Below are 16,486 nucleotides of genomic sequence, written 5' to 3' on the forward strand. Positions count from 1 at the left end.
TTACAGGTTGATGCCGACGCTGAAATGCAGGCGCCACTTGTCGACCAGGTTGCCCTTGGCGAAGTCGAATCGCAGCACGCCGACCGGGCTGCGGTAGCGCAGGCCGGTGCCGTAGGCCCAGGCGGGGTGGTAGTCGCCCCAGTTCTGCGCGGCCTGACCGGCGTCGATGAACACGGCGCCCATCAGCTGCGGGATGCGCGGCGTGAGCGGGTGCGAGACCTCCACGCTGCCGTTGAGCAGCACGCGGCCGCCGGTCTGCGCGCCGGTGGAGTTCACCGGACCCAGGTCGTTGTAGCCGTAGCCGCGCACGCTGTCGTCGCCGCCGGTGCGGAAGCGCAGCGCCTCCGGCAGGCCCAGCTTGCCCTTGGCCAGGATCTGGCCGCCTTCGAGCCGTGTCGAGAACAGCCAGCGCCCCGACAGCGGCGAGTACCAGTAGACCTTGCCGGTGGCCCGCGCGAACGGGCCGTTCTTCTCCGACGAGCTGTCGGCCCAGCCGCCGCCGACCGAGGCGGTGGCGCTCCAGCCCCTGGTGGGCAGCACGCGCGAGTCCAGCCGCCGCCACGTCATCTGCTGGTTCAGCGACACCGCGCCGGCCACCGTCGTCGGAACCTCCGGCTTGTGTTCCCAGGACCGGATGACCTCGACGTAGGTCAGCCGGTCCTCGGGCTCCGTCTCCTTCGCATAACCGAAGCGCGTGCTGAGGTTGAGGTTGACCTGGTCGTTGTCGTCGATGCGCTCGACCTTCACCAGCGCCAGGCTGCGCTGCATGTTGGGTTGCGGGTGGGAGCTGATTTCCGTGTCCAGCGCCTGGCGGACGCGCGACAGCTCGAGCTTGCTGCGCTCGCGGATGTTGAGCCCGAAGGGCTTGCGGTGCGTGTATTCGATGTTGGCGCTCGGGCCGTCGACGGTCCGGTAGCCGACGCCCAGCGTGACCTGCTGGCGCGCGGCCTCGCGGATCTTCACGGTCACCGGCACCTCGACGGTCTCGGCGCCGGGCGCCGGGGTGACGCTCTCGGGCTGGATCTCGACGCTGGCGCTGTCGAACAACTGCGTGCCCACCAGACGCTCCTGGAAGTCGAGCAGCAGCTTCTCGTTGTAGGGCTGGTGCAGCTGGTAGCCGGCCAGCCGGCGCACGCTTTCCTCGGGCTGGTGGTTCAGGCCCTCGACGGTCAGCTCGCCGAGCGTGAACAGCGGCCCGCTCTCCAGCGTGACGGCGATGTCGACCTGGTTGTCGTCGGCCTGCACGACGGCCTCGCTGTGCGTCATCCGGGCCAGCGGATAGCCCTGCGCCCGCGCGCGCGTCAGCAGCGCGTTCTTGGCGGCCGCCCAGTCGCCCTGGCTGAAGCCCGTCTGCGGCGGCAGCAGCCAGCTCTGCGTCAACGTGCGGTCAAGGGCGACCGCGAGCTTGTCGCCGCGCTCGGTGGCGGTCTTCAGCGGGCCCTCGATGCGCAGGTCCATCTGGCGGACCAGCGCGCGCGGGCCGGTGTCGACGATCAGCCGCAGGTTGCGCACGCCGTCGGACAGGTCGCCCACTTCCTCGGTCCGGACCTTGGCATTGAAGTAGCCGGCGGTCTCCAGCAGCTTGGTGGCCTGCTCGGGCGCGACGGCGGCAAGCCGGCGCAACTCGCCCGCGGTCAGGCGCATGTCCTCGGGCGTGTCCCGGAAGCGCGCCAGGTCCAGGTGTTCCATCAGCAGCGAGCGCAGCTCGGGCGGCGCCTCGACGGTCAGCTCGTAGGCCGAGATCTTGCGCGTGCTGGTCACGTAGGGATTGTTGGCATCGGCCTCTTCGGTCGCCGCGACCTTCAGCTGCGCCTTGCGGTCGGTGGGCAACAGCGAGCAGCCGCCCAGCAGCGCGAGCGCCGTGCCGATCGTGAAGATCGGCAGCGCGCGCCGCAGCCACCGAATCACCGGAGGCGTCGCAATCGTCGGAAGCGTCGGAGGCGCCGCAATCGTCGGAAGGGTCGCCGTCATCGATTGAGCACGCGCATCGCCTGTTCGAGGCCGCCCATGGTGAGTGGCATCATGCGTTGCTGCATCAACTGCTGGATCAGCGAGATGCTCTGGCGGTATTGCCAGACCCCGGCCGGTTCGGGGTTGATCCAGACGTGCTTGTTGAAATGGGCGGTCAGCCGCTGCAGCCATTCGGCGCCGGCTTCCTCGTTGTTGTATTCGACGCTGCCGCCGGGCTGGAGGATCTCGTAGGGGCTCATCGTGGCGTCGCCGACGAAGATGAGCTTGTAGTCCCGGTTGTACTTGTGGATCAGGTCCCAGGTCGAGGTCTTCTCGCTGAAGCGGCGCCGGTTGTTCTTCCACACGAAGTCGTAGACGCAGTTGTGGAAGTAGAAGAACTCCAGGTGCTTGAACTCGCTCTTGACCGCGGAGAACAGCTCCTCGACGCGGTGCACGTGCTCATCCATCGTGCCGCCGACGTCCATCAGCAGCAGCAGCTTCACCTTGTTGTGACGCTCCGGGATCATGCGGATGTCGAGCATGCCGGCGTTGGCGGCGGTCTTGTGGATGGTGTCGTCGAGGTCGAGCTCCAGCTCCGACCCCTCGCGCGCGAAGCGGCGCAGCCGTCGCAGCGCGACCTTGATGTTGCGGGTGCCCAGCTCGATGTTGTCGTCGTAGTCCTTGTAGGCGCGCTGGTCCCAGACCTTGACCGCGCTGCGCTGGCCGCCGGGGCCGCCGATGCGCACGCCGCGCGGGTTCGCGCCGCCGTTGCCGAAGGGGCTGGTGCCGCCGGTGCCGATCCAGCGGCTGCCGCCTTCATGGCGTTCCTGCTGTTCCTCGAGCCGCTGGCGCAGCGTGTCCATCAGCTCGTCCCAGTCCAGCGCCTTCAGCTGCGCGAGCTGTTCGGGCGTCAGCTCGCGTTCGAGCTGTTTCGTCAGCCATTCCTGCGGCAAGGCCTTGAACAGGTCGCCCATCAGCTCGACGCCCTTGAAGTAGGCGGCGAAGGCGCGGTCGAACTTGTCGAACAGCGCCTCGTCCTTGACCAGCGAGGTCCGGGCGAGCGCGTAGAACTTGTCCACCGTGGGGCCGCTGCCGCCGATGTCGGTGTCGTCGAGCACGCCGGCCTTCATCGCTTCGAGCAGGGTCAGGTACTCCTTGACGGAGACGGGCAGCTTGGCGGCGCGCAGCGTGTAGAAGAACTGGATCAGCATGGGCCTCCCCCTGGACTCCGGGGCATCAGGGCATTATCCATGCCGGCCGGCGGGTCCCAGGCGTAGCATCGGCGTCAAACACGGCTCCGCGGTCGCGGAACCGCGCAGCCTCCAACGTTGGGGTCGGGCGAATGGATCACGGGACAGGCAGCGGCGACGACAACGCCGAGGTCGAAGGCATGCTGCAGGCGCTGTACGGCGCCGTCGGCGAGGAGCGCGGCCGTTGGGTCGGCAGCTTCCAGAACTACCGGCTGACCAGCGCGTTCCAGCCGGTCTACAGCTATCCGCACCGCCGGCCGGTCGGCTACGAGGGCCTGATCCGCGTCGAGGACGAGCGCGGCCGTCCCATCACCCCGGTCACCGCCTTCGAGGGCGTCGGCAGCTTCGAGCAGCAGATCTGGCTCGACCGCCTGTGCCGGCTGCTGCACGTGCACAACTTCGTCGCGCAGCGGCAGCCGGACTGCTGGCTGTTCCTGAACATTCATCCGGCCGTCTTCATGCATGCGGCGCTGCAGGTGCGCATGCTGGCGCGCGCGGTCGAGGTCGTGCATCAGCTGGGCCTGCCGACGCACCGCCTGGTCTTCGAGGTCACCGAGGACGTGATGGCGCGCGACGACAGCTTCGAGGAGGCGGTCGAGGCCGCGCGCGCCACCGGCTGCCTGCTGGCGCTGGACGACTTCGGCGTGGGGCACTCGAACTTCGATCGCATCTGGCGGATCCGGCCGGAGATCGTCAAGCTGGACCGGTCGCTGCTGATGCGTTCGCGCGGCTCGCGGCGCATGGCGAGGGTTCTCTCGCAGATGGTGGCGCTGCTGCACGAGTGCGGTTCGCTGGTGCTGCTGGAGGGCATCGAGACCGTCGAGGATGCGCAGCTCGCGATGGATGCGGACGTGGACCTGGTGCAGGGCTTCGCCTTCGGCCATCCGGCGCCGTTCCTGCGCGACGGCGAGGGCGTGTCCGCGCTGGAGGATGTCTGGCGGCTGTTCAACGAGCGGCAGGCGCAACTGCGGCGTGATCACCTGGACCGGCTGACGCCGTTCCGCACGGCGCTGGCGCTGGCGCTGCAGACGGTGCAGCAGGGGCGTCCGCTGGCCGAGGCCAGCCAGCCCTTCCTCAAGCTGGAGGGGGCGCAGATGTGCTACCTGCTGGACGACGACGGCCGCGAGATCGGCGCGCGCGCGGTGCCTGCCTCGGGCCCGGCGGAGATCGATCCGCGTTTCCTCCCGATGGAGCGTGCGGGCGATGCCCGCTGGGCGCGCCGGCCCTACTTCCGCCGCGCGGTCGAGACGGTCGGCGAGATCCAGACCACGCGCCCCTACCTGAGCCTGCATGGCGCCAGGATGTGCGTGACCGTATCCGTCGCCTATTGGCAGGATGGCCGCTTGCGCGTCCTCTGCGGCGACCTCGACTGGGACGAGGTATAGCAGCCAGCACCTCGCACGCCCAGGCCCGCAGTCAACGAGCGATGCTGGGGCCGGAATGGTGCTGGGGGTTCCCGGAGGGATGCCCCCTGCGCCGTGGAGTGCCCGCGCTTGGCGACACGCAGTAGCGCGACACCCAGTCGAGCCACACGCAGTCGAGCCACACGCAGTCGAGCCACACGCAGTCGAGCCACACGCAGTCGCGCCACACCCAGTCGCGCACACCCAGTCGCGCCACCCGCAGTCGCGCGACGCTCTCGGCGATACGCAGTACGCCTTGCGCAACACCTGTCCCCGGGTCCCGGTCTTGCCAAAGGAAGCTCGCGTTCAACTTTGCCGAGGTCCCACAGGGCCGTCGCCCTCCCATGTCACGACTGCAGTACCTGTTTGCCGCCTTTGCGGCTGGGGCGTTCCTCGCCCATGTGCCGGCGCGGGCTGCCGCGCCTGCCGCCTGTTCATGGGACCGTCCGGGCCACGACAGCTTCATGGGCGACGTGCCCGCGGCCGTCGACCGCTACACCGATCTGGCGCCGGCGGTGCGTGAGCGCCTCAAGACGCGGATGCGGGCGCACGAATACGACGACGTCGTCGAGATCTCGCGCGATCGCATCGAGGGGAACGCGGGCTACGAGCCGCAGATCCGCGACATGCATTTCGGCCAGGGACGCGTCTGTGCGAGCGTCACGCGCGATCGCTGGTCCGACGATCAGCGCGAGCGTGCGCTGGTCTATTGCGAAGGCACGGCCTGCGTGATGGTGCCCACCGTGTGCCGCAACGTGAGCCGCATCGCCCGCGTGCCGGGCGGCGGCGGAGGCGGCGGCGCCACGCCACCCGGCGAAGGCGAACTGCTCTTCGATCCGCCTGGCGCCGGTGCACCGACACCGGTGCCGGCGGACACGCCGCCCTTGTCGACATTGCCGCCGACGCCCTTGACCGGCGTGCCGGAGACGCCGCCGGGTTCGTTCTCGAGTCCGCCGCGCGTGTCGATCGGTCCACCGCCCGCGGGACCGCCGCCGTTCTCCGTGCCGACGCCGCCGCTGTTCGTGCTGCCACCGCGTACCGAGCAACCGCCGCCGCCGGCGGTGCCGGAGCCCTCGACGCTCGCGATGGCCGCGGCGGGCCTCGCGTTGCTGGTGCTGCTCCTCAGGCGCGCTGCTTCTTCGAGCCGCTCCTTGCGCCCGCTTTCGCCTTCGCGCCCGCTCTTGCTTTCGCCCCCGCCTTCGCGCCGGCCTTGATGCCCGTCTTCGTGCCGGTCGTGTCGTGGCGCTTGAGCCAGTCGAAGAACTCGCCGTACCAGAGCCTGGAGTTGCGCGGCTTCATGACCCAATGGTTCTCGTCGGGGAACCAGACGAGCCGGGCGTCGATGCCCTGCGCCTTCAGCGTGTTGTAGTAGGCCAGGCCCTGGGCATCGGGGACGCGGTAGTCGAGCTGGCCGTGGATGACCAGCGTCGGCGTGTTGAAGTGCTGCGCGTAGCCGATCGGGCTTTGCGCGGCGACCTTGGCCGGATCCTTCCAGTAGGCCGTGCCCAGCTCCTTGGCGTGCCACAGGTAGGCGTCGTTCGCGAACATCGCCGTCCAGTCGAAGCAGCCCGCGTGGCAGACGTAGGCCTGGTAGCGGCCCGCCGGCACGTGGCCGTTCATCCACGCGACCATGTAGCCGCCGTAGCTGCCGCCCGTGGCGAAGACCCGCTTCGGATCGGCCCACGGCTGCTTGAGCAGCAGGTCGGTCGCGATTTCCACGTCCTGCAGTTCCAGCTCGCCCCAGCGCCCGGTGATCGAGTCGGCGAAGCGGTTGCCGAAGCTCGACGAGCCGTGGTAGTTCACACAGGCGACGACGTAGCCCTGCGACGCCATCGCCTGGTGGTTCCAGCGCCAGTGCCAGCTGTCGCCCATGGCGGTGTGCGGACCGCCGTGGATCAGCTGCATCAGCGGCACCTTGGTCTTCTGCTTCGGGTCGAAGCCGGGCGGGTGGTAGAGCCACATCTGGACGAGCTCGCCCAGCGCGCCTTCGTACCAGAGTTCCTCGACCTCACCGAAGCGCAATGAGGCGAGCGCCTCGTCGTTGAAGGACTCGATGCGGTGCAGCACCTGCTCCTCGGCGTCGCCTTCGCGATCGACGACGGAGACCTGCGGCGGGAAGGAGGCGCTGTCGTGCAGGACGACCAGCGTGCCGGCCTCCAGCGCGAACGCGCCGACATGGCCGCCCTCGCACAGCGGGAACGCGTGCAGCGTCTTCACGTCGAAGCGGTAGAGATGGCGTCTGCCCTGGTCCTCGGCGCAGAAGAGCACGCCGAGGTCGTCCTCGTCCCAGCGCAGCGGGGCGGCGACTTCCTGGTCCCATTCTTCCGACAGCACGGCCCAGTTGCCGTGCGTGTCGAGCACCGCCAACTGCTGCGGCATCGTGTGCTTCAGGCCCTGGTGGGTGGCGATAAAGGCGATGTGCTGGCCCGCGTGGCTGTAGACCGGCGCGACCAGGTCCCAGCCCGGCTCGTGCAGCAGCACCTGCGCGCGGCCCGAGCGGACGTCGATCTCGGCCAGCGCGTTGCGGTGCTCCAGCGTCTTGGGCGTGTTCGGGTCGAAGCTGAACACGATGCGGCGGCCGTCCGGCGAGATGTCGAAGGTGTCGGCATCGGGCTCGGCGCGGCTGAGTTCGAAGTCGGTGCCCTCGAACAGGTCGCGGACCTCGCCGCTGGCCAGGTCGATCACGTGCAGATGCGGCACGCGGTTCATCGGCAGCGAGTGGTCCCAGAAGCGGTAGAACCCTTCCTCGGTCACGTAGGCCGATTCCTTGCGGTCCTTCTCGACCTTGCGGCGCTCGGCCTGCGCGGCCTGTCCCTTCAGGCCCGGATCGACCCAGGACACGAAGGCCAGGCGCCTGCCGTCGGGGAACCACTTGAAGGACTCGACGCCGAAAGGCAGCTTCGTCACGCGGCGGGCCTCGCCGCCGTCGGGCGGGATCACGTAGAGCTGCGGTGCGTCGTCCTTGTCGCCTTCCTGTTCGCGGCGCGCGATGAAGGCGACGGACTCGCCGGTCGGGCTCCAGCGCGGCTGGCCGTCCTTCTCGCCGGCGGAAGTCAGCACGCGCGGCTCGCCGCCCAGCGTCGAGAGCAGCCACAGCGAGGTCGCCCCCTTGTTCTTCTCCATGTCGTAGCGCGTCACCGGCACGACGGCCTGCGCGCCGTCCGGCGACAGGCTCGGCGCCCCGATGCGCGCCAGCGCCCACAGCGCGTCGACGTCGAAGGTCTTCAGCGCGGAAGCGTGCTTTTTCGACACGCTCTTCGTGGCGGCGGGCTTCCGGATCGCGGGCTCCGTCGCGGGCGTCTTGGCAGGAGTCTTCGCGGGAGTCTTCTTCACGGCGGGCATCAGGCGCTCCGGGGTTTGTCGAGTAGCCACTGCAGGTGGGTCTGGATGGTCGGCCATTCGGCCGCGGTGATGCTGTAGACGGCGGTGTCGCGCGGCAGGCCGCTGGGCATGATCACGTGCGAGCGCAGGACGCCGTCGAGCTGCGCGCCCAGGCGCTCGATCGCGCGCCGGCTCTGCGTGTTGAGGCGGTTGGTGCGGAACTCCACCGCGATGCAGCCCAGCGTCTCGAAGGCGTGCCGCAGCAGCAGCAGCTTGCACTGCGTGTTCAAGCCGCTGCGCTGGCTGGAGGCGCGGGTCCAGGTGGAGCCGATCTCGACGCGGCGGTTGGGCGCGTCGATGTTCATGTAGGTCGTCATGCCGGCGACGCGGCCGTCGGCATCGAACACGGTGAACGGGTTCATCGAGCCCGCCTCGCGCAGTCCCAGGCGCCGGTCGATCTCCGCGCCCATGCGGTCGGGCGCGGGCACGGTGGTGTACCAGAGCTTCCAGAGCTCGCCGTCGGCGACCGCGTCGACCAGCGCCTCGCGGTGATCCTTGGACAGCGGCTCGAGCCGCGCATGCGGGCCGGTCAGCGTGACCGGCGTGGTGAAGGGGGTGGGTGCGCTCATGAGTCGAGCCGACCCTCGGCCGGCGGTGCGAGGAGAAGGGAAGGGCGCGGGCAGGGCGAAGGCAGGGCGGACCTCAGCCCTTGTTGCCGAGCAGCAGCCGGCGCAGCAGCCAGCGGCAGCCGCCCATGCCGACGAGGATGGTCAGCAGGCCCAGGATCTGCGTCGGCCCCCAGCCGGGCTCGCCGATGAATTCCCATCCCAGCGAGCGGCCGACCAGCAGGCCGATCACGCCGCCGCCGACGAATCCGAGCGCGTCGGCCAGCGCGGCACGCCAGGCGGCGTTGAAGTCTTGGCTCATGCCTGTCTCATCCTTGTTCCGTTCTTGTTCCGGGCGGGGGCTTCGGCGGATTCTGCTCAACTGGTCTTGTTCAGCTGGTCTTGCTCAGCTGGTCTTGCTCAGCTGGTCTTGCTCAGCGATTGCGGCTCTGCATGTAGACGAGCTTCTCGAACAGCGTCAGGTCCTGCTCGTTCTTCAGCAGCGCGCCCACCAGCGGCGGGATCGCGACCTTGTCGTCCTGCGTCTGCAGCGCCTCCAGCGGGATGTCCTCCGCCAGCAGCAGCTTGAGCCAGTCGATCAGTTCCGACGTGGAGGGCTTCTTCTTCAGCCCCGGCAGCTTGCGCACGTCGTAGAAGGTCTTCAGCGCGGCGGCCAGCAGGTCCTTCTTCAGCCCGGGGAAGTGGACGTCGACGATGGCCTGCATCGTGTCGGCCTCGGGGAACTTGATGTAGTGGAAGAAGCAGCGGCGCAGGAAGGCGTCCGGCAGCTCCTTCTCGTTGTTGGAGGTGATGAACACCAGCGGCCGGTGTTTCGCCCGGACCCACTCGCGGGTCTCGTAGACGTAGAACTCCATGCGGTCGAGCTCGCGCAGCAGGTCGTTGGGGAACTCGATGTCGGCCTTGTCGATCTCGTCGATCAGCAGCGCCACCGGCGTGTCCGACGCGAAAGCCTCCCACAGCGTGCCCTTGACGATGTAGTTGGCGATGTCGCGCACCTTGTCGTCGCCGAGCTGGCTGTCGCGCAGCCGGCTGACCGCGTCGTACTCGTACAGGCCCTGCTGCGCCTTGGTCGTGCTCTTCACGTGCCACTGCAGCAGCGGCAGCCCCAGGGCCTTGGCGACTTCCTCGGCCAGCAGCGTCTTGCCGGTGCCCGGTTCGCCCTTGACCAGCAGCGGCCGCGTCAGCGTGATGGCCGCGTTGACCGCCAGCATCAGGTCGGGCGTGGCGACGTAGTCCTGGGAACCTTGGAATTTCATGAGGGGCTTCTCTAGCGCAGGGGTGAAAACCAGTATATAGGGCCCCCCCTATAATCGCGCCGCCCCAAATCCTAGAAGATCGGGACCATGAGAAGACAACTGCAGATCTCCCTCGCGTTGATGCTGGCCGGAAGTGCGTTTGTTGTAGCCGCTCAGTCCAACGCTCCTTCGTCGCCCGCGCCGGGACAAGCGCCGTCGACGACCACCCCTGCCGCGACGTCCGCGGCAACACCTGGCCCCCAGGCCCCGGTGCAGGCCAAGGTGGCCATGTGCATCGGCTGCCATGGCATCCCCGGCTATCAGGCCACCTTCCCCGAAGTGCACAAGGTCCCGATGATCGCGGGCCAGAACGCCAAGTACATTGCCAGCGCGTTGACGGCATACGCCAAGGGCGACCGCAAGCACCCGACCATGCGCGGCATCGCGCTGCCGCTGGGCGACCGGGACATCACCGAGATCTCCGAGTACTACGCCGGCCTGGCCAAGGTCGACGCGGTGCCCGCGACGGTCGAGGCGCCGGCCGACGTCAAGAAGCTGCTGGACAAGGGCGCGTGCGCGAGCTGTCATGGCGCCAACTTCAGCAAGCCGATCGACGGCAGCTACCCCAAGATCGCCGGCCAGCACGCCGACTACCTCTACGTGGCGCTGAAGTCCTACCAGATCGAGGGCAAGCCCTATCACGGGCGCACCAATGCGGTGATGGCGGGCCAGGTGAAGCAATTCAGTCACGCCGAACTGAAGCTTCTGTCGCAATATTTGGCAGGCTTGCCATCCGAACTCCGTACAGTCCCGCAATCGCGGTTCCGTTGATCCGTGGCAGGCTGTGAGCCAGCCTCGGTGCAAGCGAAGAGCAGTAGCCAACCGCCCGCCAGGGCGGTTTTTTATTGCCTGTACTGACTGTGCGTGCGCCGGGGAGGGCGCCATACTGTGTTGCCCTGGACGAAAACGCCAGTCATGCTGAAGAAGGTCCCCACCGCCCAGGTGAAGCTGGGCATGTATCTGCAAGGGATGGAAGGGTCGTGGCTGTCGCACCCTTTCTGGAAGACGAAATTCGTCCTCACCGATCCCGAGGATCTGAAGGCGCTGAAGGCCAGCGGCGTGCCGTTCTGCTGGATCGACGCGTCCAAGGGCCTGGACGTCGACGCCCCCGAGGCGCCGAAGGCGGTCCTGGCTCCGCCCGCTGCCGCGCCCGCCCCGTCCGCGGCACCTGCGGCACCGGAGCCTCCCGCCGCCCCCGCCGTCATTGCCGCGGCGCCCCGACTTGAATTGGGCACCGCGCCCGCGTCGATGGGCGAGGAGCTCGAGCGCGCCACGCAGGTGATGCAGCGCTCCAAGCGCGCGGTGATGACGCTGTTCGGCGAGGCCCGGCTGGGCAAGGCGATCGACGCCGAGCAATGCCTGCCCCTGGTGGAGGAGGTCGCGAGCTCGGTGGTCCGCAATCCGTCGGCGCTGATCAGCCTGGCGAGGTTGAAGACCAAGGACGACTACACCTACATGCACTCGGTGGCGGTGTGCGCGCTGATGGTGTCGCTGGCGCGGCAGATGGGCCTGGACGAGCCGCAGACGCGCGAGGCCGGCCTCGCCGGTCTGCTGCACGACGTCGGCAAGATGATGATGCCGCTGAACGTGCTGAACAAGCCGGGCGCGCTGACCGACGCCGAGTTCGCGATCATGCGCGACCACCCGACGCGCGGCTTCGAGATGCTCAAGGAGGGCACGTCGGTGCCCGAGGCGGCGCTGGACGTGGCGCTGAGGCATCACGAGAAGATGGACGGCACGGGCTACCCCGGCAAGCTGGCGGGCGAGCAGATCAGCCTGCTGTCGCGCATGGGCGCGGTGTGCGACGTGTACGACGCGATCACCTCGAACCGGCCCTACAAGAACGCGTGGGATCCGGCGTCGTCGCTGGCGCGGATGGCGCAGTGGACGGGGCATTTCGATCCGCGGGTGTTCCAGGCCTTCGTGAAGTGCGTGGGCATCTATCCGGTGGGGACGCTGGTGAAGCTGCAGTCGGGCCGCCTGGGGGTGGTGCTGGAGCAGAACGCCACGGCGCTGACGGCGCCGCGGGTGCGGGTGTTCTATTCGACGAAGTCGCAGATGCCGATCCCGACGCAGGTGCTGGACCTGTCGGCGAACCACGCGTCGGACCGCATCGTCGGCCGCGAGGATCCGGCCACCTGGGGCTTCCAGCGGCTCGACGAGCTCTGGCAGGCGCCGGCGAAGTGAGGCCGGGGGATCGTCTCGGGAGAGACGATCCACGCGATGACAGCAAGTCTTGGTGGCTGCCGCTGACTCAGAGCGGTGGCGCTCCTCAATCTTTGAGGTGAAAGTCTCCTAGTTCAGGCAATGGTTCGCCTGACGCGTCCGCTCGAAGATGCAGACCTCGCGCTGATGAATGGCGCTGGAGGGCATCTGATGGCAGTCCTGTTGAAAGAGGCGAGCCCGGCTGACGAGGCGCCGGCAAGTTCGTTGAAATCCGGTCCGCTGGCACCACCGTTCGACGTGGTGACCTATGCGGGACCGATCACGATGGAAGGCTACGAGCAGTTGAGCACGCTGCTCGAAGAACGACGAACGAACGACGAGGTACTCGTCGTTCTGGAAACGCCTGGCGGCGATCCGCACGCAGCATTCCGTATCGCGCGGGCGCTGGGATTTCACTACGACCGGGTCGAGGCGCTGATTTCGCGCTACTGCAAGAGTGCAGGAACACTGGTTGTGCTCGGCGCGTCAGTGCTGCACATGGACGATCGTGGCGAACTAGGTCCGTTGGACATGCAGGTGCGGCGGGTCAATGAGATCGCTCGCCAGGGTTCCGCACTGGAAGTCAGCGACACGATGGGCATGCTGTGGGCTCACCAACTGCTGAGCTTCGCAGACCTGATGCGTGAAATGACGGAATACGGAATGTCCTCGGATGTGGCCGCGATGGCGGCTGCAGGACTGGTCGGAGATGCCTTCCATCCTATCGCCCAGCAGATTGATCCCGTGATGCTCACCGCCATGTCCCGCGCCACTGGGATTGCCGTCGCCTACGGCGAGCGATTGGCGCTCAAGGGGCGGAACATCACCATGTCCGGAGTTTCTGACCTGGTGCACGGCTATCCGTCCCATGCCTTCGTGATTGATCGCAAGGAAGCGCAACTTCTCTTCCGTGATGTCCGATCCCCCTGTGGGGCGGTTGCACAGGTCGCTCAGTGGTGCCGACAGCAGCTCGACGTGTGGTCGCAAGCAGGGGCCCCTCTCGTCAACATTCAGTCCTTTCCCTTCATTCATACGGAGAAGTTGCATGCACCAAATTCCAGTTCACATCCGAATTCGGGAACGGCGTAGGCTTATCGTCCTGGCCGTCGTAAAGCGCTACGCCAGCGTGCTTGACCTCAACCGTAGGCCTGAGGCGAGCCCGGGGGCTGTGGGCTCGCGGGCAATCCCTGACCCGTCCGGAAAGACCCCGACCTCCCGCTGAGCCCGTGCTCCCTACACTCCCCGACATCACACGACGTCGGGGAGCGCGGGATGACACGACTGCTCATGCTGCTGGCGCTGTGCGCCGGCGTGGTCGGGGGAGCCGTCGGCGGCGCGCCGGCGGCCCACGCGCAGACGCTGCGCTGGGCCAGCCAAGGCGACGCCCAGACGATGGACCCACACTCGCAGAACGAGAGCCTGACCAACGGCATGAACTCGCAGGTCTACGAGCGCCTCACCGCCCGCGACCGCCAGCTCAACATCGTGCCGGGTCTTGCCTCCGAGTGGACGCAGGTCGGCCCGCTCGTCTGGCGTTTCAAGCTGCGTCCCAACGTCAGGTTCCACGACGGCTCGGCATTCACCGCCGACGACGTCGTCTTCTCGCTGCAGCGCGCCAAGGCGCCGACCTCGCAGGTCGCCGTCTACGCCAACGCGGTCGGCACCGCGCGCAAGATCGACGAGCTCACCGTCGAGATCACCCAGCCGCGCTTCAACCCGATCTTCCTGCAGCACCTGGACCTGCTCTTCATCATGAGCAAGTCCTGGAGCGAACAGCACAAGGTGACGAAGCCGCTCAGCTTCAAGGACAACGAGGAGAGCTTCGCCAGCTTCAACACGAACGGCACCGGCCCCTTCATGCTGGTCCGCCGCCAGCCCGGCATCCGCACCGTCTACAAGCGCAACCCCAACTGGTGGGGCCGCTTCGAGGGCAACGTGCAGGAGGTGCAGTTCACGCCGATCTCGAACGACGCGACGCGGCTCGCCGCGCTGGTGTCGGGGGAGATCGACCTGCTGCTCGATCCGGCGCCGCGCGACGTGTCGCGGCTGCGCGCGACCCCCGGCGTGCAGGTGATCGAGGGGCTGGAGAACCGCCTGATCTTCATCGGCATGGACCAGGCGCGCGACACGCTGGTGTACGGCCGCTCGCCCAACGGCAAGAACCCGTTCCAGGACCTGCGCGTGCGCCGCGCGATGTACCAGGCCATCGACATCGACGCCATCCACAAGCGGCTGATGAACGGGCTGTCGCAGCCCACGGGCGGGCTGACGCCGTCACCGCTCGGTGCCTTCGGCGATCCGGCGCTGGAGACGCGCCTGCCGTTCGACCTCGCCGCCGCGCGCAAGGCCATGGCCGACGCCGGTCATGCGGACGGCTTCGAGGTGACGCTGGACTGCCCCAACAACCGCTACGTCAACGACGAGGCCATCTGCCTCGCCCTGGCGTCGATGTGGGCGCAGATCAAGGTGAAGGTGAAGGTCAACGCGATGCCGCGCGTCCTGTACTTCCCCAAGCTGGAGCGCTACGAGACCAGCCTCTACCTGATGGGCTGGGGCGGCGCGATCACCGACGCGGAGACCATCCTGACGCCGGTCTACCGCAGCGACGACAAGCCTTCCGGCGCCGGCTACTACAACTACGGCCGGTCGAGGAATCCGAAGTTCGATCAACTCGCGGGCGCGTCCTCGACCGAGGCCGATCCCGTCAAGCGCGAGCAGCTGATCCGGGCCGCGCTGCAGGAGTATCGCGAGCAGATCCACGTCCTGCCCCTGCATCGGCAGGCCGCGCCATGGGCGGTGCGCCAGGGCGTGAAGGCCGTGCACCGCGCCGACAACTGGCTGGACTACGCCTGGGTCACGCTGCCGAAATGAGGGGCGGATGCCCCTAACATCCGCGCCCATGACCGCGCCTCCCGAGTCCTCGCCTTCCTCCGCTTCCACCTCCTCCAACGACCCGGCCGCCAAGCAGTGGCTGGCCCGCCTGCGCGCCGACTACCGCGTCGAGCGCGGCCGCTGCGTCGTCAGCCATGAGCATGAGGGGCCGCTGCGCCTGCTGAAGAGCCTTTATCCGGAAGGCGACGGGATCTGCCACAGCGTGCTGGTGCATCCGCCCAGCGGTCTGGTCGGCGGGGATACCTTGGACATTGCCGTGACGGTGGGAGAGGGCGCGCACGCGCTGGTGACCACGCCGGGCGCGACGCGCTTCTATCGCAGCCCGTCGGGCGCGCTCGCGACGCAGCGCGTGCGGGCGCAACTGGGCGATCACGCGCGGCTCGAATGGCTGCCCCTCGAAGCGATCGCTTATCCCGGCTGCGAGGCGCTCAACGAGGCCCGCTTCACGCTCGCGCCGACGGCGGAACTGCTCGCTTGGGACATCACCGCGCTCGGCCTGCCCGGCGCGGGGCAGCCGTATGCGTCAGGACGTTTCCAGCAGCATCTGGAGATCCCGGGCGTCTGGCTCGAACGCGGCCTGCTCGATGCGGACGACGCCTTGCTGATGGACGGTGACCTCGGACTGGCCGGCCACCACTGCCTGGGCACCCTGGTGTTCGCCGCCGGCAGCGCGATCGGACGCGAACGTCGCGAGCAGGCGCTGGACGCCGTCCGCGCGCTGATCGAGGCCGATCCGCTGCGCCTCACCACCGGCGCCACGGCGGCGCAGGACGGCGTGCTGGTGGTGCGGGCGCTGGGACCGGTCGTCGAGCCGGTGTCGCTGCTGCTGCGCCGCTGCTGGGCCGCCTGGCGTCAGGTCTTGTGGGGCCTGGACGGCACATCGCCCCGCCTCTGGGCGATGTAGGCCCCGCATCGGGGCGATGCCAGGGCAATCTTCCGGCCCGCGCGCATCCCCCACTCTGGGGACGCCGTTCATGTCGTTGTGGCAACGATGTCTCAGAGTTGTAGCCAGCACACTAAGGCAGCGCTTAGCATGGCCGTTCCACAGACGGTCTCCAGGGAGGTGATCGCATGGCTTCACGTACCGCTTCGTGCAGTTGCGGCCAATTGAAGATCGTGGTGCAGGGAGAGCCGTTGGGAACCGGCCTCTGCCATTGCCTGGCGTGCCAGCGTCGCACGGGCAGTGTCTTCGCGACGCTGGCGGCTTTTGCCGAGCCTTACGAGGTCGTCGGCATCGCCACCGAGTTCGTGCGCGCCGGGGACCAGGGCGCCCGTTTCCGCTTCCACTTCTGCCCGGTCTGCGGCAGCAACGTCTTCCACACGGAAGAGGGCGTCGAGGGCTCGGTCGGCGTCGCCGTCGGCGCCTTCGCCGATCCGACGTTCCCGCCTCCGCAGGACTCGGTCTACACCTGCCGCATGCACGGCTGGGTCCGATTGCCCGAGGAGGTCAGAACCTATGACAAGGATCCGATGTAGCGGGTGATCCGCGAATCACTGCGGGATGTTGAGCGCGGGCACTCCACGATGCAGGAGGCCTCGCGTCC

14 protein-coding genes are annotated in these 16,486 nt (G+C 68.2%); 8 read left to right on the forward strand and 6 right to left on the reverse strand.

Annotated features, from left to right (window positions below; genetic code table 11):
• Together ACQ4L4_RS28220 and ACQ4L4_RS28225 are read right to left on the reverse strand one after the other, a co-directional pair.
• Entirely contained in the window at positions 1 to 1,908 is a 1,908-nt protein-coding gene (locus ACQ4L4_RS28220) for an autotransporter assembly complex protein TamA (protein WP_431102067.1), read from the reverse strand.
• Positions 1,909 to 1,967: 59 nt separating this feature from the next.
• Positions 1,968 to 3,161: a vWA domain-containing protein gene (locus ACQ4L4_RS28225; RefSeq protein WP_431102068.1), complete on the reverse strand. Its 1,194-nt coding sequence runs from the start codon at positions 3,159 to 3,161 to the stop codon at positions 1,968 to 1,970.
• Positions 3,162 to 3,292: 131 nt separating this feature from the next.
• On the opposite strand from ACQ4L4_RS28225, the gene ACQ4L4_RS28230 reads away from it, so the two are divergent.
• Positions 3,293 to 4,585 carry an EAL domain-containing protein gene (locus ACQ4L4_RS28230; protein ID WP_431102069.1) on the forward strand — a complete coding sequence of 431 codons (1,293 nt, stop codon included), beginning with the start codon at positions 3,293 to 3,295 and terminating at the stop codon, positions 4,583 to 4,585.
• 482 nt (positions 4,586 to 5,067) lie between these two features.
• Positions 5,068 to 5,817 carry an MHFG family PEP-CTERM protein gene (locus ACQ4L4_RS28235; protein ID WP_431102070.1) on the forward strand — a complete coding sequence of 250 codons (750 nt, stop codon included), beginning with the start codon at positions 5,068 to 5,070 and terminating at the stop codon, positions 5,815 to 5,817.
• Here the strand turns inward: ACQ4L4_RS28235 and ACQ4L4_RS28240 are convergent.
• The 4 genes from ACQ4L4_RS28240 to ACQ4L4_RS28255 all read right to left on the reverse strand — a co-directional run bounded on the left by ACQ4L4_RS28240 (position 5,726) and on the right by ACQ4L4_RS28255 (position 9,806).
• Positions 5,726 to 7,945 carry a prolyl oligopeptidase family serine peptidase gene (locus ACQ4L4_RS28240; RefSeq protein ID WP_431102071.1) on the reverse strand — a complete coding sequence of 740 codons (2,220 nt, stop codon included), beginning with the start codon at positions 7,943 to 7,945 and terminating at the stop codon, positions 5,726 to 5,728. The genes ACQ4L4_RS28235 and ACQ4L4_RS28240 overlap by 92 nt on opposite strands.
• A complete protein-coding gene (locus ACQ4L4_RS28245; protein ID WP_431102072.1) occupies positions 7,945 to 8,553 on the reverse strand; it encodes a GNAT family N-acetyltransferase in 609 nt (202 codons plus the stop codon). The genes ACQ4L4_RS28240 and ACQ4L4_RS28245 overlap by 1 nt, the downstream gene beginning before the upstream one ends.
• Before the next feature lie 73 nt (positions 8,554 to 8,626).
• Positions 8,627 to 8,851, reverse strand: a complete 225-nt coding sequence (locus ACQ4L4_RS28250) for a hypothetical protein (protein WP_431102073.1) — start codon at positions 8,849 to 8,851, stop codon at positions 8,627 to 8,629.
• 112 nt (positions 8,852 to 8,963) lie between these two features.
• Positions 8,964 to 9,806 (reverse strand): AAA family ATPase, encoded by an 843-nt coding sequence (locus ACQ4L4_RS28255; protein ID WP_088406056.1) that lies wholly within the window; start codon positions 9,804 to 9,806, stop codon positions 8,964 to 8,966.
• Positions 9,807 to 9,893: 87 nt separating this feature from the next.
• Between ACQ4L4_RS28255 and ACQ4L4_RS28260 the strand changes: the two genes are divergently transcribed.
• The 6 genes from ACQ4L4_RS28260 (at position 9,894) to ACQ4L4_RS28285 (ending at position 16,418) form a co-directional block, all read left to right on the forward strand.
• Entirely contained in the window at positions 9,894 to 10,616 is a 723-nt protein-coding gene (locus ACQ4L4_RS28260; RefSeq protein WP_431102074.1) for a c-type cytochrome, read from the forward strand.
• A 144-nt stretch (positions 10,617 to 10,760) separates the two neighbouring features.
• Entirely contained in the window at positions 10,761 to 12,032 is a 1,272-nt protein-coding gene (locus ACQ4L4_RS28265) for an HD-GYP domain-containing protein (protein WP_431102075.1), read from the forward strand.
• 189 nt (positions 12,033 to 12,221) lie between these two features.
• Complete coding sequence (locus ACQ4L4_RS28270) at positions 12,222 to 13,139, forward strand: SDH family Clp fold serine proteinase (RefSeq protein ID WP_431102076.1); 918 nt, start codon at positions 12,222 to 12,224, stop codon at positions 13,137 to 13,139.
• Between the two features lie 183 nt (positions 13,140 to 13,322).
• Positions 13,323 to 14,921 carry an ABC transporter substrate-binding protein gene (locus ACQ4L4_RS28275; RefSeq protein ID WP_431102077.1) on the forward strand — a complete coding sequence of 533 codons (1,599 nt, stop codon included), beginning with the start codon at positions 13,323 to 13,325 and terminating at the stop codon, positions 14,919 to 14,921.
• Positions 14,922 to 14,949: 28 nt separating this feature from the next.
• The gene (locus tag ACQ4L4_RS28280) at positions 14,950 to 15,846 is read left to right on the forward strand and encodes an urease accessory protein UreD (protein WP_431102078.1); all 897 of its coding nucleotides are present in this window, start codon (positions 14,950 to 14,952) and stop codon (positions 15,844 to 15,846) included.
• Between the two features lie 167 nt (positions 15,847 to 16,013).
• Positions 16,014 to 16,418 (forward strand): GFA family protein, encoded by a 405-nt coding sequence (locus tag ACQ4L4_RS28285; RefSeq protein ID WP_431102080.1) that lies wholly within the window; start codon positions 16,014 to 16,016, stop codon positions 16,416 to 16,418.
• The last annotated feature ends 68 nt before the right edge of the window (positions 16,419 to 16,486 follow it).

Origin of the sequence: Roseateles noduli, from assembly GCF_050626985.1 — a bacterium.
GTDB lineage: Bacteria > Pseudomonadota > Gammaproteobacteria > Burkholderiales > Burkholderiaceae_C > Roseateles > Roseateles noduli_A.